The sequence below is a fragment of the Streptomyces sp. NPDC060232 genome (assembly GCF_042726555.1).
Lineage (GTDB): Bacteria > Actinomycetota > Actinomycetes > Streptomycetales > Streptomycetaceae > Streptomyces.
In genome coordinates this window covers 14838-36237 of the sequence record NZ_JBHXAG010000035.1, presented here as the reverse complement: position 1 = coordinate 36237, position 21400 = coordinate 14838, and the positions used below count along the sequence as shown (strand labels likewise).

The 21400-nt window shown below is 72.1% G+C and carries 23 protein-coding genes and 1 tRNA gene; 13 read left to right on the top strand and 11 right to left on the bottom strand.

Annotation, left to right across the window (positions count from 1 at the left end; all coding sequences use genetic code 11):
• Positions 1-2 precede the first annotated feature (2 nt).
• Complete coding sequence (locus tag ACFWFZ_RS32240) at positions 3-344, top strand: antibiotic biosynthesis monooxygenase family protein (protein WP_387127178.1); 342 nt, start codon at positions 3-5, stop codon at positions 342-344.
• Between the two features lie 157 nt (positions 345-501).
• Here the strand turns inward: ACFWFZ_RS32240 and ACFWFZ_RS32235 are convergent, their stop codons facing one another.
• Positions 502-897 carry a nuclear transport factor 2 family protein gene (locus ACFWFZ_RS32235; protein WP_030027430.1) on the bottom strand — a complete coding sequence of 132 codons (396 nt, stop codon included), beginning with the start codon at positions 895-897 and terminating at the stop codon, positions 502-504.
• Positions 898-1004: 107 nt separating this feature from the next.
• Between ACFWFZ_RS32235 and ACFWFZ_RS32230 the strand changes: the two genes are divergently transcribed.
• Entirely contained in the window at positions 1005-1517 is a 513-nt protein-coding gene (locus tag ACFWFZ_RS32230; RefSeq protein ID WP_387127175.1) for a GNAT family N-acetyltransferase, read from the top strand.
• A 30-nt stretch (positions 1518-1547) separates the two neighbouring features.
• On the opposite strand, the gene ACFWFZ_RS32225 is transcribed toward ACFWFZ_RS32230, so the two are convergent.
• A complete protein-coding gene (locus tag ACFWFZ_RS32225) occupies positions 1548-3617 on the bottom strand; it encodes a DHA2 family efflux MFS transporter permease subunit (RefSeq protein WP_387127173.1) in 2070 nt (689 codons plus the stop codon).
• A gap of 307 nt (positions 3618-3924) precedes the next feature.
• Between ACFWFZ_RS32225 and ACFWFZ_RS32220 the strand changes: the two genes are divergently transcribed.
• Both ACFWFZ_RS32220 and ACFWFZ_RS32215 read left to right on the top strand, forming a co-directional pair.
• Positions 3925-4722 (top strand): peptidoglycan-binding protein, encoded by a 798-nt coding sequence (locus ACFWFZ_RS32220; RefSeq protein ID WP_387127171.1) that lies wholly within the window; start codon positions 3925-3927, stop codon positions 4720-4722.
• A 232-nt stretch (positions 4723-4954) separates the two neighbouring features.
• On the top strand, positions 4955-5656 hold the full coding sequence (locus ACFWFZ_RS32215; protein ID WP_387127169.1) for an HAD-IA family hydrolase: 702 nt from the start codon (positions 4955-4957) through the stop codon (positions 5654-5656).
• A gap of 31 nt (positions 5657-5687) precedes the next feature.
• On the opposite strand, the gene ACFWFZ_RS32210 is transcribed toward ACFWFZ_RS32215, so the two are convergent.
• Together ACFWFZ_RS32210 and ACFWFZ_RS32205 are read right to left on the bottom strand one after the other, a co-directional pair.
• Complete coding sequence (locus ACFWFZ_RS32210; protein ID WP_387127233.1) at positions 5688-6209, bottom strand: DinB family protein; 522 nt, start codon at positions 6207-6209, stop codon at positions 5688-5690.
• 195 nt (positions 6210-6404) lie between these two features.
• Positions 6405-6986, bottom strand: coding sequence for a TMEM165/GDT1 family protein (locus ACFWFZ_RS32205; protein ID WP_387127167.1), 582 nt, complete (start codon positions 6984-6986; stop codon positions 6405-6407).
• 582 nt (positions 6987-7568) lie between these two features.
• Between ACFWFZ_RS32205 and ACFWFZ_RS32200 the strand changes: the two genes are divergently transcribed.
• From ACFWFZ_RS32200 to ACFWFZ_RS32185, 4 genes are all read left to right on the top strand, one after another.
• On the top strand, positions 7569-8222 hold the full coding sequence (locus tag ACFWFZ_RS32200) for an HNH endonuclease family protein (RefSeq protein WP_387127165.1): 654 nt from the start codon (positions 7569-7571) through the stop codon (positions 8220-8222).
• A 106-nt stretch (positions 8223-8328) separates the two neighbouring features.
• The gene (locus ACFWFZ_RS32195; RefSeq protein ID WP_387127162.1) at positions 8329-9987 is read left to right on the top strand and encodes an alkaline phosphatase D family protein; all 1659 of its coding nucleotides are present in this window, start codon (positions 8329-8331) and stop codon (positions 9985-9987) included.
• A gap of 207 nt (positions 9988-10194) precedes the next feature.
• A complete protein-coding gene (locus tag ACFWFZ_RS32190) occupies positions 10195-10839 on the top strand; it encodes a DedA family protein (RefSeq protein ID WP_387127160.1) in 645 nt (214 codons plus the stop codon).
• Between the two features lie 185 nt (positions 10840-11024).
• Complete coding sequence (locus tag ACFWFZ_RS32185) at positions 11025-11555, top strand: hypothetical protein (RefSeq protein ID WP_387127158.1); 531 nt, start codon at positions 11025-11027, stop codon at positions 11553-11555.
• A gap of 12 nt (positions 11556-11567) precedes the next feature.
• Here the strand turns inward: ACFWFZ_RS32185 and ACFWFZ_RS32180 are convergent, their stop codons facing one another.
• A complete protein-coding gene (locus ACFWFZ_RS32180) occupies positions 11568-11792 on the bottom strand; it encodes a DUF2277 domain-containing protein (protein ID WP_030656990.1) in 225 nt (74 codons plus the stop codon).
• A 16-nt stretch (positions 11793-11808) separates the two neighbouring features.
• A complete protein-coding gene (locus tag ACFWFZ_RS32175) occupies positions 11809-12465 on the bottom strand; it encodes a hypothetical protein (protein WP_387127156.1) in 657 nt (218 codons plus the stop codon).
• 115 nt (positions 12466-12580) lie between these two features.
• On the opposite strand from ACFWFZ_RS32175, the gene ACFWFZ_RS32170 reads away from it, so the two are divergent.
• The gene (locus ACFWFZ_RS32170; protein ID WP_099895366.1) at positions 12581-12655 is read left to right on the top strand and encodes a 50S ribosomal protein bL37; all 75 of its coding nucleotides are present in this window, start codon (positions 12581-12583) and stop codon (positions 12653-12655) included.
• A 148-nt stretch (positions 12656-12803) separates the two neighbouring features.
• On the opposite strand, the gene ACFWFZ_RS32165 is transcribed toward ACFWFZ_RS32170, so the two are convergent.
• Positions 12804-13865 carry an HNH endonuclease gene (locus tag ACFWFZ_RS32165; protein WP_387127154.1) on the bottom strand — a complete coding sequence of 354 codons (1062 nt, stop codon included), beginning with the start codon at positions 13863-13865 and terminating at the stop codon, positions 12804-12806.
• Between the two features lie 473 nt (positions 13866-14338).
• On the opposite strand from ACFWFZ_RS32165, the gene ACFWFZ_RS32160 reads away from it, so the two are divergent.
• Positions 14339-14506, top strand: coding sequence for a hypothetical protein (locus ACFWFZ_RS32160; protein ID WP_387127152.1), 168 nt, complete (start codon positions 14339-14341; stop codon positions 14504-14506).
• Positions 14507-14574: 68 nt separating this feature from the next.
• Here the strand turns inward: ACFWFZ_RS32160 and ACFWFZ_RS32155 are convergent.
• Positions 14575-14649 (bottom strand) — tRNA-Val (locus ACFWFZ_RS32155).
• A gap of 65 nt (positions 14650-14714) precedes the next feature.
• On the opposite strand from ACFWFZ_RS32155, the gene ACFWFZ_RS32150 reads away from it, so the two are divergent.
• The 3 genes from ACFWFZ_RS32150 (at position 14715) to ACFWFZ_RS32140 (ending at position 17217) form a co-directional block, all read left to right on the top strand.
• Entirely contained in the window at positions 14715-15998 is a 1284-nt protein-coding gene (locus tag ACFWFZ_RS32150; RefSeq protein WP_387127150.1) for a hypothetical protein, read from the top strand.
• 199 nt (positions 15999-16197) lie between these two features.
• Positions 16198-16929 carry a DUF4383 domain-containing protein gene (locus tag ACFWFZ_RS32145; RefSeq protein ID WP_387127148.1) on the top strand — a complete coding sequence of 244 codons (732 nt, stop codon included), beginning with the start codon at positions 16198-16200 and terminating at the stop codon, positions 16927-16929.
• 63 nt (positions 16930-16992) lie between these two features.
• Positions 16993-17217, top strand: a complete 225-nt coding sequence (locus tag ACFWFZ_RS32140) for a zinc ribbon domain-containing protein (RefSeq protein ID WP_387127146.1) — start codon at positions 16993-16995, stop codon at positions 17215-17217.
• A gap of 113 nt (positions 17218-17330) precedes the next feature.
• Here ACFWFZ_RS32140 and ACFWFZ_RS32135 read toward each other — a convergent pair whose 3' ends face one another.
• The 3 genes from ACFWFZ_RS32135 to ACFWFZ_RS32125 are packed head-to-tail and all read right to left on the bottom strand — an operon-like array spanning position 17331 to position 21399.
• A complete protein-coding gene (locus ACFWFZ_RS32135) occupies positions 17331-17990 on the bottom strand; it encodes an O-methyltransferase (protein WP_387127144.1) in 660 nt (219 codons plus the stop codon).
• A complete protein-coding gene (locus ACFWFZ_RS32130; RefSeq protein WP_387127142.1) occupies positions 17987-18817 on the bottom strand; it encodes an HAD family hydrolase in 831 nt (276 codons plus the stop codon). Before ACFWFZ_RS32130 ends, ACFWFZ_RS32135 begins: the two co-directional genes overlap by 4 nt.
• Positions 18814-21399 carry a phosphoribosyltransferase gene (locus tag ACFWFZ_RS32125; protein WP_387127140.1) on the bottom strand — a complete coding sequence of 862 codons (2586 nt, stop codon included), beginning with the start codon at positions 21397-21399 and terminating at the stop codon, positions 18814-18816. Before ACFWFZ_RS32125 ends, ACFWFZ_RS32130 begins: the two co-directional genes overlap by 4 nt.
• Between the last annotated feature and the right edge of the window lies 1 nt (position 21400).

The following is a 21400-nucleotide window of genomic DNA, read 5'->3' as shown; positions in this document are numbered from 1 at the left end:
CCATGAGCATCGTGAAGATCAACGCACTGACGGTTCCTGCCGCGCAGCGGGAGGTCCTGGAGCGGCGCTTCGCCTCGCGCGCCGGGGCGGTGGAGAGCTCGGACGGCTTCGAGTGGTTCGAGCTGCTGCGCCCCGTGGAGGGCACCGACCAGTACCTCGTCTACACGCGGTGGCGTTCGGAGGAGGACTTCCAGGCGTGGATGGAGGGGCCGATGAAGGCCGCTCACCAGGGTGGCGGCGGCGAGGGCGGGTCGGCGGGCGCGGAGCGGCCGAAGCCGGCGGCCTCGGCCTCGACGGTGTGGTCGTTCGAGGTCGTGCAGCAGGCGGCGCCGAAGAAGGCCTGACGCTCACGACGTGCCAGGACCCCGGGCGGGTGTCCCGGGGTCCGGACGGTCGGGGCCATCAGGGCCGAGGGCGGGGGCCGGTGCCGAGAGCCGGGGGCCGGGGGGCCGGGGGGCCGGGGGCCGGGGGCCGGGGGCCGGGTCGAAAGGCCGGGGTCGATCAGCTCCAGAAGGCGTCTTCCTCGTCGATGTCCGCGGTGCACTGGTCGATGTCGGTGATCTTGTGGCCGACGATCGTGAAGAAGAGCCCTTCACGGATCTCGATGCCGCGGTCACCGCGGTCGCCGCGCGCCGTGTGGAAGCTCATCACGTGCCCGCGGCCGTCCGCGAGCACCGATTCCAGGTGCACCTGGAAGGTGCCCTTCGTCTCCTCGCCGAGGCGGCGGTAGAAGTCGAGGACCTGCTCCCGGCCCTTGTGGTGTCCGGACATGGGGTTGTTGCCGGGCACGTGGTGGATGACGTCGGCGGTCATGAGCGCGCCCAGCGCGTCCATGTCGCCGTTGCCGAAGGCCTCGTAGCCGCGGCGGATCAGGGCACAGTCCGGATGCTCTGCCATGGCGTTTCACATCCTCCGGGTCAGCAGAATTGTCGTTTTTCCTATCATCTGCCCGCCGTTGTGGATATTCCACGCGGGACATCGCGCGCGAACTCCACAATGACGCCATGACCACTCACAGCGAACACCGCACACCATCACCCACCTGGACCGTGTCCCCCGAACCGTTCAGCACCCGCGATGCCACCCGGCTGCGCCGCGCCTACTACGCCGAGGTCGCCGGCCGGTATTGGAAACGCCAGGTCACCGAGGCCGAGATCGACCAGGGGCTGCTGGACTTCCCCGACGACGGGCTGGAACCGCCGACGGGCCGGTTCGTCGTCGGCCGCCTGGACGGCGAGGCACTGGCGTGCGGCGGCATCCGCCTCCTGGACGCGGTGACCGCCGAGCTCACCAGGGTGTACGTCGACCGGCGCGCCCGCGGTACCGGCGGCGGCGCGGCCTTGCTCGGTGCCCTGGAGGCGGAGAGCCGTGCGCTGGGCGCCGAGCGGATCCGGCTGGACACCCGGTCGGACCTCGTGGAGGCCCGAGCGCTGTATGCGCGTCACGGCTACGCGGAGATACCCGCGTACAACTCCGGCCCGTATGCGGAGCACTGGTTCGAGAAGCGCCTGGTCTGAGTGGAGGGTGTCTTCGCCCATCAGGCCGGATCAGGGAACGGCGTGGTCGCGCCGGGGCTCCGCGTCGTAGGGCTCCTCGGTGTCGGATCCGCACAGCTCCCTGTTGATCTCCTCGACCAGTTTGACCAGGTCGGTCGGCCGGTCAGGGCCCCACCAGTCGCCGAGCAGTTCGGCGAGGGACTCCTGCCGGGCGTCGCTGAGCTTCGCGGCGGCCTCGCTGCCCCGCTCGGTCAGGAGCAGCGCAAGCCCGTCCCGGACGGCGAGTCCGCGCTCCTCGATCTGGCGGCCTGCGTCCGTGATGACCTTCAGTGGCACGTTGACGCGCTCGGCCAGCAGGGCCGGTTCCGCCGAGCCGTATTTCTTGATCCGCAGCAGCAGCCAACTGGAGGCGGGCAGCAGGTCGTAGCCGGCCTTCTCGGTGATCCTCTCGTAGACGTGGCGTCGGCCCTCGCGGCTGCCGAGGACGGTCAGCGCGCGGGCGACCTCGTCGTGGGAGGAGCGGTGGACGGGGTTGGAGGCGAGTGTCTCGGTCACGTCGGGTGCGGTGACGGAGGCGCGGAGCTTGTCCTCCTTCAGGAAGCAGGCGAGCAGGAAGGCGATCAGGACGACGGGTACGGCGTAGAGGAACACGTCGGTGATGGCGGTGGCGTAGGCGTCGAGGACGCGCGGGCGGAGGTCGGCTGGGAGGGCGCCGATGGCCCGGGGGTCCGCCTCCAGCTGGGGTATGCCGGCGTCGGCGGGGAGGGTGACACCGGCCAGGGAGGTGGTCAGTTTGCCGTCGAGCCGGTTGGTGAAGACCGTGCCGAAGATCGCGACGCCGAAGGAGGCGCCGATGGAGCGGAAGAAGGTGGCACCGGAGGTGGCGACGCCGAGGTCGGCGTAGCTGACGGCGTTCTGCACGACGAGGACGAGCACCTGCATGACCAGGCCGAGTCCGGCGCCGAAGACGAAGAAGTAGACGCTCATCTCCCAGGTGGAGCTGGTGCGGTGCAGCTGGTGGAGGAGGAGCAGGCCGATGGCGGTGACGGCGGTTCCGGCGATCGGGAAGACCTTCCAGCGGCCGGTGCGGCTGACGATCTGGCCGGAGGCTGTGGAGGAGATCAGCATGCCGATGACCATCGGCAGCATGTGGACGCCGGACATGGTCGGTGAGACGCCCTGGACGATCTGGAGGAAGGTCGGCAGGTAGACCATCGCCCCGAACATCGCGAAGCCGACGACGAAGCTGATCGCCGAACAGAGGGTGAAGGTGCGAATGCGGAAGAGTCCCAGCGGCAGGACGGGTTCGGCGGCCTTGCGTTCGACGCGGAGGAAGGCGGCGAGGAGCAGGACGCCGAGGACGGCGACGCCGATGATCCGGGCCGATCCCCAGCCCCAGGTGGCGCCGAGGGAGGCGACGAGGACGAGGCAGGTGGCGACGCACGCGATGAGGAAGGTGCCGAGGTAGTCGATGGTGTGCTTCGAGGGGCGTGCCGGTATGTGGAGCGCGGCGGCGATGACGACGAGGGCGACGAGACCGATGGGGAGGTTGATGTAGAAGACCCAGCGCCAGGAGAGGTTGTCGACGAACAGGCCGCCCAGCAGGGGGCCCAACACGCTGGTCGCGCCGAAGACGCCGCCGAAGAGGCCCTGGTACCTGCCGCGTTCGCGGGGCGGGACGATGTCTCCGACGATCGCCATCGACAGCACGATCAGCCCGCCGCCGCCCAGGCCCTGCAGGGCGCGGAAGCCGATCAGCTGGGGCATGTCCTGGGCCAGGCCGCACAGCGCCGACCCGATCAGGAAGAGGACGATGGCGTACTGGAAGAGCTTCTTGCGTCCGTACTGGTCGCCGAGCTTGCCCCACAGGGGGGTGGCTGCGGTGGCGGCGAGCATGTAGGCGGTGACCACCCAGGACAGGTGGGCCATGCCGCCGAGGTCGCTGACGATGGTCGGCAGGGCGGTGGAGACGATGGTCTGGTCGAGTGCCGCGATCAGCAGGCCCAGGAGCAGCGCGCCGATGGGGGCGAGCACCTCGCGGGCGCTGTGCTCTGCGGCGGGGCCGGACCTCTGCGGGCCGGGCACGGGGTCCACTGCGCCCTTGGTCGCATCCTGAGCCATCGATTCCTCCTCCGGCCGGATCAACATCTCCATCCTGAGCGGTGTGTCCGGTTATGGCCTCTCGGGCGGTTGGGAGGGCTGCGGCGGGTCTGCATAATCGCAGGCAATAGCCAGGGAGGGAGTCCCAGTGAACGGTGAGCACTGTCCGGATTGCGACGCTGCCAGCGCCGCCTGCAGGTGTGCGCCGGGTGTGGGGTTCAATCCTCTGCGCATCCGTCCGTATGTGACGTTGTCCGACCCCGGCGAGCTTCCCGCCGCAGCCGAGCAGCTGCCCCCGCCCGTGTCGGGTGTGGTTGCGCCCCCGCCTGTGCCTGCACCGCAGCAGGCAGCGGAGGCGGCGGCGGAGGACGACACTCCGGCGTACGGGATACCCGTGGCGCCTTCGGCCGGGCCGCGGCAGGACGGCCCGTGGCAGGCGGGCCCGGCGTACGCACCGCACCCGGCGGAGACGATCCAGCTCCGCACGGTCCCGGCAGCGGGCCCCGCGTCCGGCCCCGCGTTCGGCGGAGAACGACAGGGAGGGGGCGGGGGCGGGGGCCCGGAGGGGCGATCCGGCTCCGCTTCCCGCCGGCGGCCGCTGGCGCTGCTGATCGGAGCCGCGGCGACGGTGGCCCTCAGTGGCACGGCCGTGGCGGTGTGGGTGCTGCCGGCTTCCACGGACAGCGATACGGCGCTGCTGGACGCGAAGGCGTCGGCGCCCGCCGTGAGCGCGGCTCCGGTCGCGCCGTCCGGTAGCCCGAGCCGGGCCAGCGCGTCCCCGTCGGCCTCCAAGTCGCCGACCGCCTCGAAGTCGCCGTCCGCCTCACCGAGCCCGTCCCGTTCCGCGTCCTCCGCGCCCCCGTCGCCGAGTGCTTCGCGCAGCGCGAGCCGTTCCTCCAGCCCGCCGCCCGCGCAGGCCCCGGTCCTGCGCTACGGGGATTCCGGTCCGGAGGTGGAGAAGCTCCAGCGGCTGCTGGCTGCGCAGGAGCTGTACCGGGGCAGGTTCCACGGGAAGTTCGACTGGAGGGTCGAGGACGCGCTGTTGGATTTCCAGTACGACCGCGGGATCGACCCGCAGGAGTGGGGCGTCTACGGGCCCCTGACCCGCAAGGCGTTGGAGGGGTAGGCGGCGGGCGGGGCCGAGCATGCCAGGGGCGGGCCGGACCAGGGCGACAGGGCGACAGGGCGACAGGGCGACAGGGCAACGGGACGACAGGGCGACAGGGGTCACACGCCCACGAGTGGCACAGACCGCCCCGAGTTTTGTATCGTGAGGGAACAAAGTGGTTCCGTCCTCATTCCCTGACCGGTGGACGGAACCACTTGTTCTCTTTTCCCGCCCGTCTGGAGCCCCGTCGATGCCGGCCAGCACCGCAACCGCACCCGCAGTACTCACCGCCAAGGCCCTGCTCCTCGACATGGACGGCACGATCGTCAACTCCGACGCGGTGGTCGAACGCTGCTGGCGCGACTGGGCGGTCTCCCACGGGCTGGACCCACAGGAGGCCCTGAAGGTGGTCCACGGCCGCCAGGGCTACGCCACCATGGCCGTCCTGCTGCCGGAGCGCCCCATGGAGGTCAATCTCGCAGAGAACGCTGTGATGTTGGCGCGCGAGACGGCCGACACCGACGGCGTGGTCCCCGTCGCGGGCGCCCCGGCCTTCATGGCCTCGCTCGACGGCCTGCCGCACGCCCTGGTCACGTCCGCCGACGCCGCTCTCGCCATCGCCCGGATGACGGCCGCCGCGCTTCCCCTGCCCGAGGTGCGCGTCACGGCCGAGTCCGTCGCAGCCAGCAAGCCGGACCCCGAGGGCTTCCTCAAGGGTGCCGCCGCCCTGGGCGTGGACCCGGCCGACTGCGTCGTCTTCGAGGACTCGGCCGCGGGCATCGCCGCCGGCCGGGCGGCCGGCATGCGCGTGATCGGCGTGGGTCCCCGCGCCGCCGCGCACGGCCCGACGGTGCACGTCCCGGACCTGACCTCCCTCGCCGTCACGACCGACCCCGACGGCTCGATCCGCATCACGGTGCAGCCGGAGCCCCAGGGCTCGCCCGCACGGTAGCGGCGCTCCGCCGGGGCACGGCCAAGCCGGCCTACTGCCCCACGCGCCCGTCGATGCGCTCCCGCAGGAGGTCCGCGTGGCCGTTGTGGCGGGCGTACTCCTCGATCATGTGGACGAGTACCTCGCGGAGCTCCATCGGCTCGCCGCCGCGGTCGCCCGTGACGTCCATGCCGGGAGCCTGTGCGACGAGCCGTTCCGCGAAGGCGACCTCGGCCCGCCAGGTCGCCCACGCGTCCGCGACCAGCGCCGGGTCGGCCACCGCGCCGGTGAACTCCCCGGCCGGTTGCGCCTCCGAGCGGTAGTGGCGGCGTACGTCCTGGCCCGCCATGACCTGCCGGAACCAGTACTGCTCGACGCCCGCGAGGTGGCGTACGAGACCCAGCAGGGACAGGTCGGAGGGTTCCACCGAGCGCCGGGCCAGGGCTTCCGCGTCGAGGCCCGCGCACTTGAGCTCCAGCGTGATCCGCTGGTCGCGCAGGTAGCCGGCGAGTACGTCCCGCTCCCCCCGGAACCCTCCGTCGGTCCGGGTGTCCTCGTCGGGCCGGACAAACATGTTGGACCAGCCGAAACGGCGGTCCTGGGCGGGCACGGAAGCGGGGCCGACGGCCGGGCCGGGGCCGGTGGGGGAAGTCGGGTCGGTCACGCGCCGAGCGTGCCTCCCCACCTCGCCCTGCGCAACGCAGTTTCCGCCACCGGCACCCGGGGCCGGTCCGGGCCCGGACCTGGACCGGCCCCGGACCCGGGTACGTCAGCCCGTGATCGCCTCGTACAGCGAGAACACGGCCAGCGCCGCCATCACGGCTGCCGCGACCTTGGTGATCAGCCGCAGCGGCACGTACTTCATCAGCGTGCGGCCGCCCAGGATGCCGATGCCCGCGACCGCCCACAGGGCCAGCACGGCGCCGACGCCGACGGAGACGGGGTCGTCGTAGCGAGCCGCGAGGTTGGCGGTCATGATCTGGGTCAGGTCACCGAACTCCGCGACCAGGATCAGCATGAAGCCGGCCCCCGAGACCTTCCAGAAGGACTGGTCGGCGGGCGGCTTGATCTCCTCGTCCCCGTCGTCCTTCTTGAGGAGCAGCATGGCCGCGCCCAGGAGGAAGAGGACGCCGACGACGGCCTGGACGAGGCGGTGCGGCAGCAGGGTGAGCACGCTGCCCGCGGCGATGGCGAGGCCGACGTGCACGGCGAAGGCGGCGGCGACGCCCGCGAAGACGTAGGAGGCGCGGTAGCGCGTGCCGAGCATCAGGCCGGCGAGGGCCGTCTTGTCGGGGAGTTCGGCAAGGAAGACGACACCGAAGGCAATCGCCGTGATGCTGAAGCTGAACACGGGGGTGGAACCTCAATCGGTCGGGCAGGACGCCATCGGTACCGAGAGACCTGGGGTGTGTCAGGGGTCGCTTCGGCTCGGCGGCGCCCTGGCTTGCGCGTGCGCGTACGGAACGCGCCCACGCCGGGACAGGACACTGCGGCCGAAGGTCTCGCTGGCCGACCGCTGAGCACGGTCTGCCTCCGGGCGCCGGCTGGGTGACCCAGCAGTATGTCGACGTTCCGGCGAAGAGCTACTCCCCTTCTGCTCCGAACAGAGTACGCGACGCCGATGGCGGGCCGGAATGGGCCTTTGGTCCCGCCGCGCCCCAGCCCGCCCCGGCCTGTCCTGCCCCGACCTGTCCTGCCCCGACCTGCCCCGACATGCCCCGGCCTCGGCCGCCCCCCTGGACTTCGCAGCCCGCCCCCCTCTCGGCGGAATCTCAACTTCTATTTAAATCAGGGGCCTTGCGCGGCTTGATGTGACGTGCCCATGTCGCCACGCTGTCACCTGGCGCCCATCCCCTCGCAACCCGGTGGCGTCAGCATGGCCACGCCCCGCCGGGGCGACCCGGCCGAACCCCCCGCACCCAGGGAGCCCCTCATGGCACTCATACCCACCGTCTACGCGCGTCGAGTTGGCGTGCTCGCGTCAGCGGCTGCGCTGGCCGCGCTCGCCTCCCTCGTCAACGCCCCGACCGCCGCGGCCGCCCCGCCCACCCCCATGAGCGCCTCGGCCGCGCGCGCGTACCTGGCCACGGTCACGCCGAAGACGGAAGGATCCACCAGCGGGTACAGCCGCGACCTCTTCCCGCACTGGAGCACCGTCTCGGGCACCTGCAACACCCGCGAGACCGTGCTGAAGCGGGACGGCGTGAACGTCGTCCAGGACTCCGCCTGCGCCGCGGTGAGCGGAAGCTGGTACTCGGCGTACGACGGCGCCACCTGGACGGCCGCCTCCGACCTCGACATCGACCACGTCGTCCCGCTCGCCGAGGCCTGGCGTTCCGGCGCCTCCTCCTGGACCACGTCCAAGCGCCAGCAGTTCGCCAACGACCTCACCCGCCCCCAGCTCATCGCGGTCACCGACAACGTCAACCAGGCCAAGGGCGACCTCGACCCCGGCAAGTGGATGCCGCCGCGGACCGCCTACCGCTGTACGTACGCGCGGATGTGGGTCAACGTGAAGCAGTACTGGGGCCTGAGCATGGACTCCGGCGAGAAGACGGCCCTGGTGAACGTCCTGAACGGCTGCTGACGGACCACTGCCGCCTGCCGGCCGATCTCTCCCCCGCCAGGGGGAGGCGTCGCTCCCCCTCCCCGTCGTACCGTGATCGGAGGGGCTACGGAGGAGGGGGAGTTGCATGGCAGGGTTGCGTCTGGGGCCGCTGCTGCGCCACGTCGACTGGGAAACGGGCGGAGCGGCCACCATATGGGTCGAGGCGGACCGTCCGTGCACGGCGGAGGTGCGGTGCTCGGGCGGGGCCGGCGGCAGCGCGCGAACCTTCCAGATAGCCGGACACCACTACGCACTGGTGACGGTGACCGGTCTGACCCCCGGCGCCACGACGCCCTATGAGGTGCTGCTCGACGGACGGCAGGTGTGGCCGCTGCCCGACAGCGGCTTCCCGCCGAGCACGATCACCACTCCGGTCGTGGCGGGCCCGGGCCGGCCCGCACCCGGGCTGCGCGTCACCTTCGGTTCCTGCCGTCAGGCCGCGCCGCCCGCCGGCAGGCGCGGTCCGCACGGCGCTGACGCGCTGGACACCCTCGCGGCACGGCTGGCCGCGGATCCGCAGGCGGAGCGCCCCGACCTGCTGCTCCTGCTGGGGGACCAGGTGTACGCCGATGCCCTGTCGCGGGAGACCCGGCAGTGGCTCGCCGCGCGCCGGGATCTGCGGGAGGCACCCGGCGCCCAGGTCGCGGACTACGAGGAGTACACCCGGCTCTACTACGAGTCGTGGCTCGACCCGGAGATCCGCTGGCTGCTGTCGACGGTGCCGAGCCTGCACATGTTCGACGACCACGACGTCATCGACGACTGGAACACCAGCGCGGCGTGGCTCGCGGAGATGCGGGCGACCCCGTGGTGGCGGGAGCGCGTGCTCAGCGGCCTGATGTCGTACTGGGTGTACCAGCACCTGGGCAATCTCTCGCCCACCGAGCTGGCCGCCGACGGGCTGTACGGGGCGGTCTGCGCGGATCCCGACGGCACGGACGCGCTACGGGCCTTCGCGTCCGCTGCGGACGCCGATCCGGCCACGGTGCGCTGGAGCTACCGTCGCGACTTCGGTCGGACGCGGCTGCTGATGGTGGACACGCGCGCCGCCCGCGTGCTGGCCGAGGACGGGCGCGCGATGCACGATCCGGCGGAGCAGCAGTGGCTGCGCGAGAACGCCCTCGCCGGGCACGGGGGTTACGACCACCTGCTGATCGGGTCCTCACTTCCCTGGCTGATGCCGCCGCTGATCCATGACGCGGAGACGTGGAATGCGGCGCTGTGCCGCGGAGAGCGCGGGCCCCGGTGGGCGCGGATCGGTGAGAACCTGCGGCGGCGCAGCGATCTGGAGCACTGGGCGGCGTTCCCGGCGTCGTTCGCCGCGCTGACGGATCTGATCGAGGAGGTGGGTACGGGGCCGCGGGCGCCGGCGACGGTGTGCGTGCTGTCGGGGGACGTGCACCACGCGTATGTGGCCGAGCCTCGCATACCGAGCACGGCGCGGGTGTTCCAGCTGACCTGCTCGCCTGTGCACAATTCCATTCACACCGCGGTGAAGTGGGGGTTCCGGCTGGGCTGGTCGAGGACGGGCCGGTGGCTGGGACGCGGCTTCTCCCTGCACGGGCGGACGGGTCGGCCGCCGCTGAACTGGCGGCGTACGGGCGGTCCCTGGTTCGGGAACCAGCTGATGACGCTGGCGTTGTCCGGGCGGGCGGCTCGGCTGCGGCTGGATCAGGCGCGCAAGAAGCGGGAGGGGGCCCGTCTGGTGACGGTGCTGGACCGGGAGCTCACGTCGGCGGAGTAGGGGATCCCTCGGGCCGGGTGGCGGGGCCGGGCGGGTGGCGATGGAGTGGTGCACGGTCGGCCCCGGTGTGCCCGGCACTCCCGCCCCGGGCTCCCGGGGCGGGAGTGCCGGGCGTACGCTGTATGGCTGTCAGCCGCCCCTGCCGCTCCCCCGCGACGTCGCGGCGCTTCATGCCGCAGCACGTCAACCGGACTGGGGAGTCCCGCTTTGTTTGAGACTCTGGGGTCGCTGACCGCGAGCCCATGGATCTACGCCCTGGTGGCGGTGTCCATCGTGCTCGACGTCTTCCTTCCGGTGCTGCCGAGCGGGGTTCTGGTGATCACCGCTGCGGCGGCAGCGGCGGCAGCGGCCGGGACGGCCGGCCCGGTGCCGGTCCGGGTGCCCGAGCAGGTGCCGGACATCCTGCTGCTGCTCGTGATCGCGACGACGGCGTCGGTGCTGGGTGACATGGCCGCCTTCCGGCTGGCCCGGCACGGCGGGGCCCGGCTGGACCGGGCCATCGCCCGCTCGCGTCGCCTGACGCGCGCCCAGGAGCGCCTGGGTACGGCCCTCGCCCGCGGGGGCGGCGCCCTGGTGGTGATCGCCCGCTTCGCCCCGGCGGGGCGCTCCGTGGTGTCCCTGGGTGCGGGCAAGACCCAGCGCAAGGTGGCGGAGTTCCTGCCCTGGTCGCTCCTGGCGGGCATGGCGTGGGCCGGTTACAGCGTGGCGCTGGGCTACTTCGGCACCCAGTGGCTGGGCACCCAGTGGCTCGGCACGGCCGTGTCCATCGTCGCGCTCTTCGCCGCGGGTGCCCTCGCGGCGTTCCTGGTGCGCCGGCCGCCCCCGGCCGCGGCCGCGACCCCGGCGGCGTAGGGCGCTTCCGGGCCGGTGGGCTCCGGCTGCGGGCTCCCCCGGGCGGAGCAGTGGCTCACCCGTTCACCCGGCCCCGATCGCCGCCTCCGGTACGGGGTCCTAGCGTCCAAGGACGGTGCGCAACCGAATCCGCGTCACATCCGTGGCCTGGCCGCGCCGTTTCGAGGAGCCGAGGAGTTCTCTCCATGCCCCCCACGCCGCTCGCCCAGCCGCCCGCCACCGCGTCCCGCTCGCGGTCCGCCGCTCCGCGCCGTCTGATGACCGCCGCGGCCGCCGCCCTCATCGTCGCGGCCGCCACACCTGTCACGCTCGCCCACGCCGCCCCTTCCGCCACAGTCTCCCCGACCACGGTCGCACCGGGCGGCCGGGTCGCCCTGAACGTCGCGGGATGCGGGACCAAGGTCGCCAGGGTCACCTCGACCGCGTTCAGCGAGGTGCGGCTGGCCCCCGGAAACCTCGCGGCCACCAACCTCTTCGGCAACGCCACCGTCTTCAACAACGCTGTCCCGGGCACACACCGCGTCCTCTTCGAGTGCGGCGGGCCGGGCGGGGAGCGCATCACCGCCTCCCTCCAGGTCACCCCCGGCGCGGCGCGCGGCGGTACGGGCGGCAGCGTCGGCTCGATGAGCACGGCCGAGATCGCCGTCGGCGGCACGCTCGCCGCGTGCGCCCTGATCGGCGGCGTGTGGGTGCTGCGCCGACGGGCCGCCGCGTAGGGCGCCGCCGGATCACGCCGGGGCGGCCTGCCCCCGTACGTGCACGCCGTCGAGCAGGGCCGCGGTGGCCTCGGCGATGGCGTCCACCGCCTCGTCGAACACCTCGCGGTTGTGCGCGGCGGGCACCCGGAACCCGGACACCTTCCGCACGTACTGCAGGGCGGCGGCCCGGATCTCCTCCTCGGTCGCCTTCTCGGGGATGGCGGGGGGACGCAGGGTCTTGATCGATCGGCACATATCTCCACTATCCCTCTTACCGGGGCAGCTCGGCGCCGGAGAGCTTCATGATCAGTCCGGCTTGGAGGCGGGCCCGCAGCTCCGGGTCGTCGACCGTTTCCAGCAGCCCGATGGCCTGCCGGGTCGTCTCGGCGGCCCGGCGGTCGTCGCGCAGCGAGGCGGTCTGGTCGGCCATGTGCCGCAGTGCGATGTCGGCCCGCCGGTGGAAGAGCTGCCCGATCAGAGCCGAGACCAGGCCCGTCGCGCTCGTGACGATGCCGAGGTACAGCTCCCCGCCGGTTTCGGCCTTCCGGACGGCGAGCCCGATCCCGACGAGCAGGATCGCCGCCCCGGCGCCGGCGAACCGCTGGCTCGTCCCGAAGCTGCTGCGCGCCTGCGCCAGCCCGTAGGCGTAGTACTCCACGAGGATCGGTGTGAAGTCGTCCCGCCGGTCGCCGAGTTCCGCGTGCGCGCTCCGGCCGCCCCCGACGTCCTCGAACTTCCGTGCCCCCGGCACGACGGTCGGCGGCCCGTCGCCTTCGGCTGATTCGGCAAGACGGGCGAGCAGCCGAGCCCGCTCCGCGTCCCGTTTCCGCTCGAAGCCCGCCCCCAGGGAACGCTCCGTCATCGCCAGTACCAGCACGGCCGCGACCACCGCCGCGCCCACCGCGCCCCACGCGAGCCACTCGCCCATCTCCCGACGATCCCACGCCCTGCCGCACCGGCCAAGAGGCCCTGATGCGGACGTCCCGGCCCGAGCCTAGACTGGCGGCGTCATGAAGGTCACCGAGAGTAGGGAGACTGTCACCATGGCCAAGCGAGGCAACAAGAAGCGGGCCCGCAAGAAGAAGAAGGCCAACCACGGCAAGCGCCCCAACGCCTGAGCCGTCCGAAAGACCCCCGACCCACCGGGCCGGGGGTCTTCGCGTATCACCCGAGCGCGGCCCGCCCAGCGGCCCGGCAACGGCTGCCGCCCCAGGCCTCCGAAACTGCCGCTGTGCGCAGACACTGATGTCAGCAGTGGATGTCAGATCACGGGTTCGGCATCTGCTCGTCAGCCGCCCTGCGTGGCCGTGCAATGGCTTCCGCGGCACGCCTGTCAGCCGCATGCTTTCGCTCGATGGAGGTCCGCAGCTCCGCAGGTGTCGGCCATGGAGCACGCCGGTGGATCATACGGTGACAGTTGGCACATATGAGTGCGAGATCGCTAAGCTTGGTCCGCCCCTCACCCGCTTCATGCAACGGCACGACGTGATGGCACTCGATGTACCCAGCACCGCGGTCGCCGTAGACCTCCTCGAAGTCGAACCCGCACGCCTCACACGCCAGCCGCCCACCGCGCTGAATGACAGAAGCGATTTTCTTCTTCCGCAGGCTCTTGTTGCGCTCGCGGGCCTGGTGCCGACGCATAAGGAGCCGTCCCTCAGGAGCGCTGAAGTCGTCGAGCTGCTCATCCTCGGTCGGCGCAAGGCTCTGCAGCTCGCCAGCCGCGATGCCCTGCCGAATGAGCCGAGCGACCTCGGCCATCTCGTCCGGCCGGGCAAGGAACTCCATCAGTACTGCGACATCAAGGGCGCCTCCGTTGGTGGGCCGGCCCTGGTACTCCGGATGCCGCGTGGCGATGTCGAACGTCTTGCGCGCCACTCCGTTCGGGTTGCGGAACTTCTCGTTGCGCTCCACCTCGGCATGGATGGGAAGCAGTTGGAGCAGGCCTGACAGCTCGACCACCCTGGCATCCTGAGCGTCCAACCCCTTCCAGCCGTTCTCCATCACGAGCTGACAGGCAAGGATGATCTCGTCCCTGGCCCAGTCAGGATTCTTAACGGCCTTGACCTGGAAGCCTGCCCGCTTCAGCCACGCCGCAGCGTGCTCCTTGCCTCCGCTGAACTCATCAAGCCTGAGGGCTCGCCCCTGATCCCACTGGTGCGCCACGCCCGCTATGGCTTTGGAGTCGTACTCCCGCCCGTCGTGCACCACAACGTACGAGCGAGCCTCGCCGAAGCCGTACTTCGCCAGGAACGCAACCTGTCCCAATTCGTCGTACTCCGCGATGGCCTTGAGCACGGATCCGTGTGTGATCGCTCCTCTGCGCATGGCGGCAGCGTACGGCCCACCACTGACGGTCACATACCACCGGGCGCAGCCAATGCTGTTCACCGTGTGCCGGGGAGTACTGCTCCGCCCTCAGGTGCCACAAGGGGGACGGGCGGTAGGCCATGGCAACCGTGACAGGGTGGGGCGAGAAGATTCCCGCGGCCGCCCCTGTGCGCTTTCAGGAAAGAACGCTCATGGTCTTGGCGGCCCGGCCACCCAGCGTGCGCGGTGAGGCCTGCGAGGGCGCCCCCAACGGAGGTTGCCGTCGGCGGACTCTGCCGCTGCCTGGGATATGCGTCGCTCCCCTGCGCTGACGGTGGATGGAGCAGGCCGCCATCAGGGAGGCCGCCTGGGAGAAGCGGGAGGAGGCTACGGGTGCACTACGCGCACCGGACGGCCTGTCGTTCCGCATAGCGTCTACCGCTCCCCGGCCTGCGCGTCATCCGGCTGCACGATGCTCGGCACGGATCGCGATGCTGCGGACCGCCGTCGGCGTTCCGCCCCGCGTCATGATGGAGATCCTCGGGCACTCACAGATCGCCGTCACCATGAACGTCTACGCCCACGCCGTCCAGGACACGCAGCGCGAGGCCGTCGGGCACATGGACCGGCTGCTGAGGGCTCGGCGCGGCCGTTCCTGACCGTCTCCGTTGATGTCAGATGTAGATGTCAAAGGCCCCCCGCCATGATCGGCGGGGGGCCTTTTGACTGGTGGGCGCGGACGGTTTCGAACCGCCGACATCTGCTTTGTAAGAGCAGCGCTCTACCCCTGAGCTACGCACCCGTGGATGAGTGGACAGCCTACATGCCGGGCACACCCCCCACGCAAACCGGTTCCCGTGGGGGAGAATGGACCGGGGCATGGCGGACACGTACGGGAGAGGGACTGTGACGACGGCATCCCGGCGGTGGTTCGGTGGGCGGGACGAGAGTCGGCGGGCGGATGCGCAGGCGGCCAAGGATGCCGCCGCGGCAGCGTTCTACGAGCTGGACACGGCGCAGCGGGACCTGCGGATCTCGATCGAGACGATCGCCGCAGCGGACGGGTCGCCCGCCGCGCGGCAGGCGACCGAGGGGTTCGCCGCGCTCGGGCAGCGCATCGACCAGGTCAGCCACGTCTACATCGAGGCGGTCGACGCGTACGACCTGGACCGGGCGGAGTTGGAGGCCTCGGTGGCCACGCGCGCGCGGGACGAGCTGACCCGCGCCCGCGATGAACTCCTGCGGGTCAAGGGGGAGCTGGAGCGGTTCGCGCAGGGCCTGCAGCCGTTGCTGGACAAGGCCGAGACGCAGCTCGCGCGGGTCGCGCCGGCTCGGGAGCGGGCCAAGGCCGCGCTGATCGGAGCCAGTGACGCGCTGGACGCCGTACGGGCCACGGGGATGCGGGCCGACGACCTGGCGGCGCGGCTGGCGGCGCTGGGGCCGGAGCTGACCAAGCTGAACCAGGGCGCGGCGCAACACGGGGTGCAGGAGACGGTGCAGCGCGCCGACCGGATCCTGCGGGACGCGGAGGCCATACGGGCCGAGGCGGCGCGGCTGCCCGAGCGGGCGGCGGAGATCGACCGGCGCCTGGTGAGCCTGCGGACGCGGGCGCAGGCGTTGCGCAACCGGGCGGACCGGGTGGATCCGGTGCTGAGCGAGCTGCGCCGGCGGTTCAGTGCGGCGTGCTGGCAGGACCTCCAGCAGGTACCGGACCAGGCCGTACGGGATGTCGCGGAGGCCGAGGAGCGCCTCGCGCAGGCCGGCCGGGCCCGTGACGAGCAGCGCTGGGCGGACGTGGGGACGCTGATCGAGGCGGTCCGTGGTGCGCTGGACGCGACGGATGAGGCGGTGTCGGCGGCACAGGACCGGCTGACGCGGCTGGAGGCGGTGGCGCGGGACCCGCAGGCGGAGGTCGACCGGACCCGCTTCGCGATCCGGGACGCGCAGCGGCTGGCGATGGCGGGCCGCAGTGTGCCCGATCCGCGGCACGCGCGGCCGCTGGACGACGCGGTGGCGCGGGTGGGCCGGGCGCTGGAAGGGCTGGAGGGACTGCACCCGGACTACTGGGCGTTCCTCCAGGAGATGGAGGCGGTACGGGCTTCCGTGAACCGGGTGGTGACCGGGATCCGGGAGGAGCGCGGCCAGGGCTAGGAGCCTGATGAACATCTTGAAAACACGCCCGGCTTGCACCGGTTCAACCCGATTGACATTTACCGGCAATCTGGTGTGAATCCAGAGGCGTCCGACCCTGCTCCGCCGGACAACAACCCTGAGGGGTGTCCCGGGCAGGTTGTCGTGGGGCGGCCTGCGGCGGATGCTGGGGGTACGGGACGGAGCAGAGGAGGCCTCCATGGCTGCCCACCCCTTCAACAGGCCGCGTGCGTCCCAGGCACCACCCGTGTCCCACGCGCCGTACGCGCCCCATGCGGCGTACGGGTGCACCGAGCCCCATGAGCATTACGCGCCCTACGTGGCCCACGAGCCCTACGAGACGAGCGTGGCGCCGGACCCGCACCCGATCGGGCGGCGTGTGCAGCGCGCTCTGCATCCCGTCAATGCCCGGCTCGACGAGCATCTGCCCACCGATCACAAGCTCAGCCAGGTGTACCGGGTCGGGGCGGGGCTGACCGGCCTGCTGCTGGTGGTGTTCGGGGTACTGGGCCTCGTCGACCGGATCGGTTTCTTCGACACGGGCGGCGACACGGTGCTGGCGCTGAACACCAACGGTGCGCTGAGCGTCCTGTCCCTCTTCATCGGCGGACTCCTCATCACCGGGATGGTGGTGGGAGGGACCTTCGCCTCGACGCTGAACATCGTGCTGGGCGTGCTGTTCATCGCGAGCGGGTTCGTGAACCTCGCGCTGCTCGACACCGGTCTGAACTTCCTGGCCTTCAAGATCCAGAACGTGCTGTTCAGCTTCGTCGTCGGCGTGATGCTGATGTGGTTCGGGATGTACGGGCGGGTGGGCAGCGCGCTCCCGCACGACAATCCGTACTGGCGGGCCCGCCACCCCGAGCAGGCGGCCCGGGAGGACCGGGCACGCGCCGCGCGCCGACGGCTCGCGCGGCCCGACACCCTCTAGGGCCTGTATCGAGTTTGCCCCGCGGCGTCGCGGACGGGCGGCGGGCGCGCTTAGCCTGTGCGCATGCCTCGTTACGAATACCGCTGCCGGACCTGCGACCACACCTTTGAGGTCAGCCGCCCCATGGCCGAGTCCTCCGCTCCCGCCGACTGCCCGGCCGGGCACGCCGACACCGTCAAGCTGCTGTCCGCCGTCGCCGTGGGCGGGTCGAGCAGCGCCCCGGCGCCCGCCCGCCCGATGGGCGGCGCAGGCGGCGGGGGCTGCTGCGGTGGCGGCGGCTGCGGCTGACCGAGAGGCCGCGGCTGACCGAGAGCTGCGGCTGACCAAAAGGCCGCGGCCGCGGAAAGGCCGCGGCCACCGAAGGTCGCGGCCCCAGCCCCAGCCCGGCCCCAGCCCCACCGCTAGCGCTTGCGCGAGAGCGTCAGGCCGTCCGAGATCGCCAGCAGGACGGAGTCCATGCGCGGGTCCGCCGCGACGTGGTCGTTGAAGGCGCGCACGCCCGCCGCCGAGCCGGTGGCCGACTCGTCGAGGACCGTGCCGTGGTACAGCGTGTTGTCGGTGACGATCAGGCCGCCGGGGCGGAGCCTCGGTACGAGCTCCTCCCAGTAGGAGATCTGGCTCTCCTTGTCCGCGTCCACATACGCCATGTCGATGTGCGGCTCGGCGGGCATCGCGCGCAGCGTCTCCAGGGCCGGCGCGATGCGCAGGTCGATGCGGTCCGCGACGCCGGCCTCCTCCCAGGCCTCCTTGCCGTACGCCGTCCACTCCTCGGAGACATCGCAGGCGATGAGGCGGCCGTCGGCCGGCAGTGCCTGGGCCATCGACAGGGCCGAGAAGCCGGTGAAGGTGCCGACCTCGACGATGAGGCGGGCGCCGGTCAGGCGGACGAGGAAGGCCAGCAGCGGGCCCTGCTCCTCCGCGGACTGCATTCCGGCGACGTCGGGGAACGTGGCGTACGTCTTCGCCACCAGCCCCCGCTGGACGTCGTCCAGCGGCGGGTTGTGGTCCAGCATGTACCGGTACAGCTCGTCCGTGATCTTCGTACTGTTGCCTTTGCTCATGCGTCCAGTCTGCCGAGCCGCCCGGCCTCGCGGGCGAATGCGCGCACGATTTCCTCGCCCGCCAGGACGCCCGCCTCGGGCAGGGCGGTCACCGAGGGCGCCGTCCAGGCCGCGTCGGCCAGTTCGCCGTGGCCCGGGCGCCAGGCGGCGTCCGCGGCCAGCAGCAGGTCGGCGTCGAGGAGCGAGTCGCCGGCGGCCAGGGTCGTGGTCACTCCGGTCCGGCGGGCGACCTCGTGCATCGCGGCGCTCTTGGTGAGCGGGCGGGGCACGGCGTAGATCTTCCGGCCCTGGAGGGAGACCGTCCAGCCGCGGGCCCCGGCCCACTCGGTCAGGGACTTGAGCCATTCGTCGGGGACCAGGGACCGTTCGACGACGAGGTACGCGAAGAGGTCCTCCGCCAGCCGTGCCTTGCGCAGCCACGCCGGGTCGGCGGTGGCCAGCAGGTGCGCCTGGACCTCCTCCAGCGGGGCGCACTCCTCGGCCAGGCGCGCCGCGACCTGCCGTCGCCAGTCGCGGTCCGGCACGCCGTCGACGAGGAGCTGCCCGCCGTTGGCGCAGATCGCGTACCGGGCGGGGCAGCCGGGGAAGCGGATGCGCTGGTACTGCTTGCGCGTGCGGGTGGTGGTGGGGACGAAGACGACGGACGGGTCCTCGGTGAGCTCCGCCAGCAGTGCCGCGGCCGTCTCCGTCATGTACGACAGCGGCTTGCTCTCGTGGACCTCGACGCACAGCAGCCGCGGGGCAACCGGGTCGGGCATGGTCAGACCGAGGGCGGCCGCCGAGTAGATGAGCGTACGGTCGAGGTCACTGGCTACGAGGACAGTCACTTGGAGGCCACAGCCTTTCCGTCGGCGCCGGTGGCGCCGCGCGTGTATCGGGGGTGGATGAGGCCGACACAGGTGTAGGGCAGTCCGTCGACCTCCTCCACCGGGACCCCGCGCTGCTCGGCGAGCAGCCGTACGTGGTCCAGGTCGGCCCCGGCGCCGCGCTGCGCCAGGATCTTCCACGGCACCCTGCGCAGCAGTACGCGAGTGGTCTCGCCGACGCCGGGCTTGACGAGGTTCACGTCGTGGATGCCGTACTCCTCGCTGATCCGCTCGACCGCCGCCCAGCCCTCCCAGGTCGGCGTGCGGTCGGCCGCGAGGAGCTCCTTGACCTCCTCGTCGACGGCGTCCGCCACGTCGTCGAAGTGGGCGGCGACGGCGTCGACGAACTCGACGGAGACGTCGGCTCCGGCGAGCTCGCGGTAGAACTTCGCGCCGTGGAAGTCGGCGGGTCCGACCAGGTCGGACCTGAGAACCGTACGCGAGATGAGACCGGACACGGTGGAATTGAGACAGGCGGAGGGGATCAGGAAGTCCTCGCGGGTGCCGTACGTGGGTACGCACGAGCCGGGGTCGGCGAGGACGACGATCTCCGGGTCGAAGCCCGGGAACTCCGCGAGGGCGGCCTTCAGCTCGCGGGTGATGGCGCCCTTGCCGGTCCAGCCGTCGACGAAGACGACGTCGGCGGGGTCGTGGTGGGCGGCCAGCCAGCGCAGGGCGTTGGCGTCGATGCCGCGGCCGCGGACGATGGAGACGGCGTAGTGCGGCAGGTCCAGGCCGTGGCGGGCGCGGGCCCAGCGGCGCATCAGGACGCCCACCGGGGTGCCGGCGCGGGCCAGGGAGACCAGGACCGGGGAGGGGGAGCGCTCGGCGAGGACGGTCTCGGTGACGGTGCCGACGGCGCGGGCCACGCGGGCGGCCGAGGCGGCCAGCGCGCTGCGGTAGAGCTCCTGGTACTGGGGCGAGGGCTGGTACTCGACGGGCAGGGACTCGGCGTAGTGCGCGCCGCCTGCCTGGATGGCCTCCTCGCGCTCCTCGGTCGGGGCTTCGAGCTGGACGCCGGAGAGGTCCTGGAGCAGCCAGCCGACGTCCTCGGGGGCGTAGGAGGAGAAGGCGGGGCCGCGCAGGGGCTCGGTCATGTTCGGCTCCTGCCGGTGGTCGGACGTGCGGGAAGGTAGGGACGCCAGGGAAGCCAGGGACGCCATGGGCGGTATGTAGGACGGTACGACGGCCAGGACGAGGCGGCCGGTGTGCGGGGCGAGCGCGGCGAGGAGGCCCGTGTGCAGCTCGGGGGTGTCGCCGGCCGAGTCCACGACGGCGACGACGGTGTCGAAGCCGGCGCCGTCCGACGGGCGGGCGACGTTGTAGGCGTAGCGGTCGCCAGGGCCGTCGGCGGGGGTGTCGTGGGCGGGGAAGACGAGCCGGGTGCGGATGGCGTATCCGGGGTCGTCCACGGCGAGCACCGGGGAGCGGGTGGTGGTGGAGAAGCGGACCTCGCGGGCCGCGCCAACCTCCTCCAGCGCCTTCGCGAGGCGCAGCGGCGCGTACATCAGCTCCTCGTTGCCCAGGACGAGGACGCGTCCGGGCTCGGGGCCGAGCGCGGCCGTGAGCTGCGCGGCGAGGTCCGGCAGGGCGGCGTCCAGGCGCTGCCGGTGCGCGGGGGTGAAGCCGTGGCGGCCGCCGTCGGGGAGCCGGTGCGGCCAGTGCAGGTCAACCCGGTCGACCGGCGCCTGCTCCTGCTCCTGCTCCTGCTCTTGCACCACGGCGGCGATCCCCGCTGTGCCGGCGGAGGTCTGCGCAGTGCCGGCGGCGGCCGACTCGTACGCCTCCACCAGGGCCTGTCCTTTGGCCAGGACTCCGTCCGGGAGGGAGACCGTGCCCGAGGCGAGGGCGATCAGGTCCACCCGCGCGCCCAGCTCGGCGGCGAAGGCCGTCAGCCGGTCGCGGTCGGCCGGGGAGCGCATGTCGACGAGGGCGACGACCACGTAGTGCGGGCGGGGGTGGCGGTCGTGCAGGTCGCGGATGGTGTTCAGGACCGTGTTGCCGGTGGAGAACTCGTCGTCGACGAGGACCAGCGGCCCGTCGCCCGCGAGCAGCTCGGGGTCCTCGGGCAGCAGCAGGTGGGAGGTGGCGTGCGAGTGCGCTTCCTCGAAGCCTCCGGCCGTCGCCACCCCCGGCACGGGCCGGCGGGTGGAGTGCAGGTAGGGGGCGGTGCCCAGGCCGTCGGCGACGCAGTGGCCGAGTCCGGTGGCGGTCTCGGCGTAGCCGAGGACCACGGCCGCGGCCGCGCTTTCCTCGCCGAGCAGCGCCCGTACGCGGGTCCCGAGCCCGTAGCCGGCCTCGTACACGGTGCGCGGGGACTGCGGGACGTGCTTGCCCAGCACATGCGAGACCAGCAGGTGCGCGCGCTTGGGGTTGCGCCGCAGGGCCAGTCCGAGCAGCTCGGTCAGCCGCGGGCTGAGCCTCGGACCCGGCCGCGGACCCCCTTCGGAGTCGTGCAGGCTGACGCCCAGCCGGTCCGCGACCCACGTACCCGACCACACCTCGTCGATCGTCTTGCCCTTCCTCGTCGTCTGCTTCGGCACA

Bases quoted from the DNA above. Each gene is read 5' to 3' on its own strand.
- ACFWFZ_RS32165 (WP_387127154.1), bottom strand. From the start codon at position 13,865: ATGCGCAGAGGAGCGATCACACACGGATCCGTGCTCAAGGCCATCGCG.
- ACFWFZ_RS32180 (WP_030656990.1), bottom strand. From the start codon at position 11,792: ATGTGCCGATCGATCAAGACCCTGCGTCCCCCCGCCATCCCCGAGAAG.
- ACFWFZ_RS32160 (WP_387127152.1), top strand. From the start codon at position 14,339: ATGCTGCGGACCGCCGTCGGCGTTCCGCCCCGCGTCATGATGGAGATC.
- ACFWFZ_RS32210 (WP_387127233.1), bottom strand. From the start codon at position 6,209: ATGTTTGTCCGGCCCGACGAGGACACCCGGACCGACGGAGGGTTCCGG.
- ACFWFZ_RS32240 (WP_387127178.1), top strand. From the start codon at position 3: ATGAGCATCGTGAAGATCAACGCACTGACGGTTCCTGCCGCGCAGCGG.
- ACFWFZ_RS32225 (WP_387127173.1), bottom strand. From the start codon at position 3,617: ATGGCTCAGGATGCGACCAAGGGCGCAGTGGACCCCGTGCCCGGCCCG.
- ACFWFZ_RS32215 (WP_387127169.1), top strand. From the start codon at position 4,955: ATGCCGGCCAGCACCGCAACCGCACCCGCAGTACTCACCGCCAAGGCC.
- ACFWFZ_RS32135 (WP_387127144.1), bottom strand. From the start codon at position 17,990: ATGAGCAAAGGCAACAGTACGAAGATCACGGACGAGCTGTACCGGTAC.
- ACFWFZ_RS32175 (WP_387127156.1), bottom strand. From the start codon at position 12,465: ATGGGCGAGTGGCTCGCGTGGGGCGCGGTGGGCGCGGCGGTGGTCGCG.
- ACFWFZ_RS32195 (WP_387127162.1), top strand. From the start codon at position 8,329: ATGGCAGGGTTGCGTCTGGGGCCGCTGCTGCGCCACGTCGACTGGGAA.
- ACFWFZ_RS32185 (WP_387127158.1), top strand. From the start codon at position 11,025: ATGCCCCCCACGCCGCTCGCCCAGCCGCCCGCCACCGCGTCCCGCTCG.
- ACFWFZ_RS32235 (WP_030027430.1), bottom strand. From the start codon at position 897: ATGGCAGAGCATCCGGACTGTGCCCTGATCCGCCGCGGCTACGAGGCC.
- ACFWFZ_RS32230 (WP_387127175.1), top strand. From the start codon at position 1,005: ATGACCACTCACAGCGAACACCGCACACCATCACCCACCTGGACCGTG.
- ACFWFZ_RS32200 (WP_387127165.1), top strand. From the start codon at position 7,569: ATGGCACTCATACCCACCGTCTACGCGCGTCGAGTTGGCGTGCTCGCG.
- ACFWFZ_RS32150 (WP_387127150.1), top strand. From the start codon at position 14,715: ATGGACCGGGGCATGGCGGACACGTACGGGAGAGGGACTGTGACGACG.
- ACFWFZ_RS32145 (WP_387127148.1), top strand. From the start codon at position 16,198: ATGGCTGCCCACCCCTTCAACAGGCCGCGTGCGTCCCAGGCACCACCC.
- ACFWFZ_RS32140 (WP_387127146.1), top strand. From the start codon at position 16,993: ATGCCTCGTTACGAATACCGCTGCCGGACCTGCGACCACACCTTTGAG.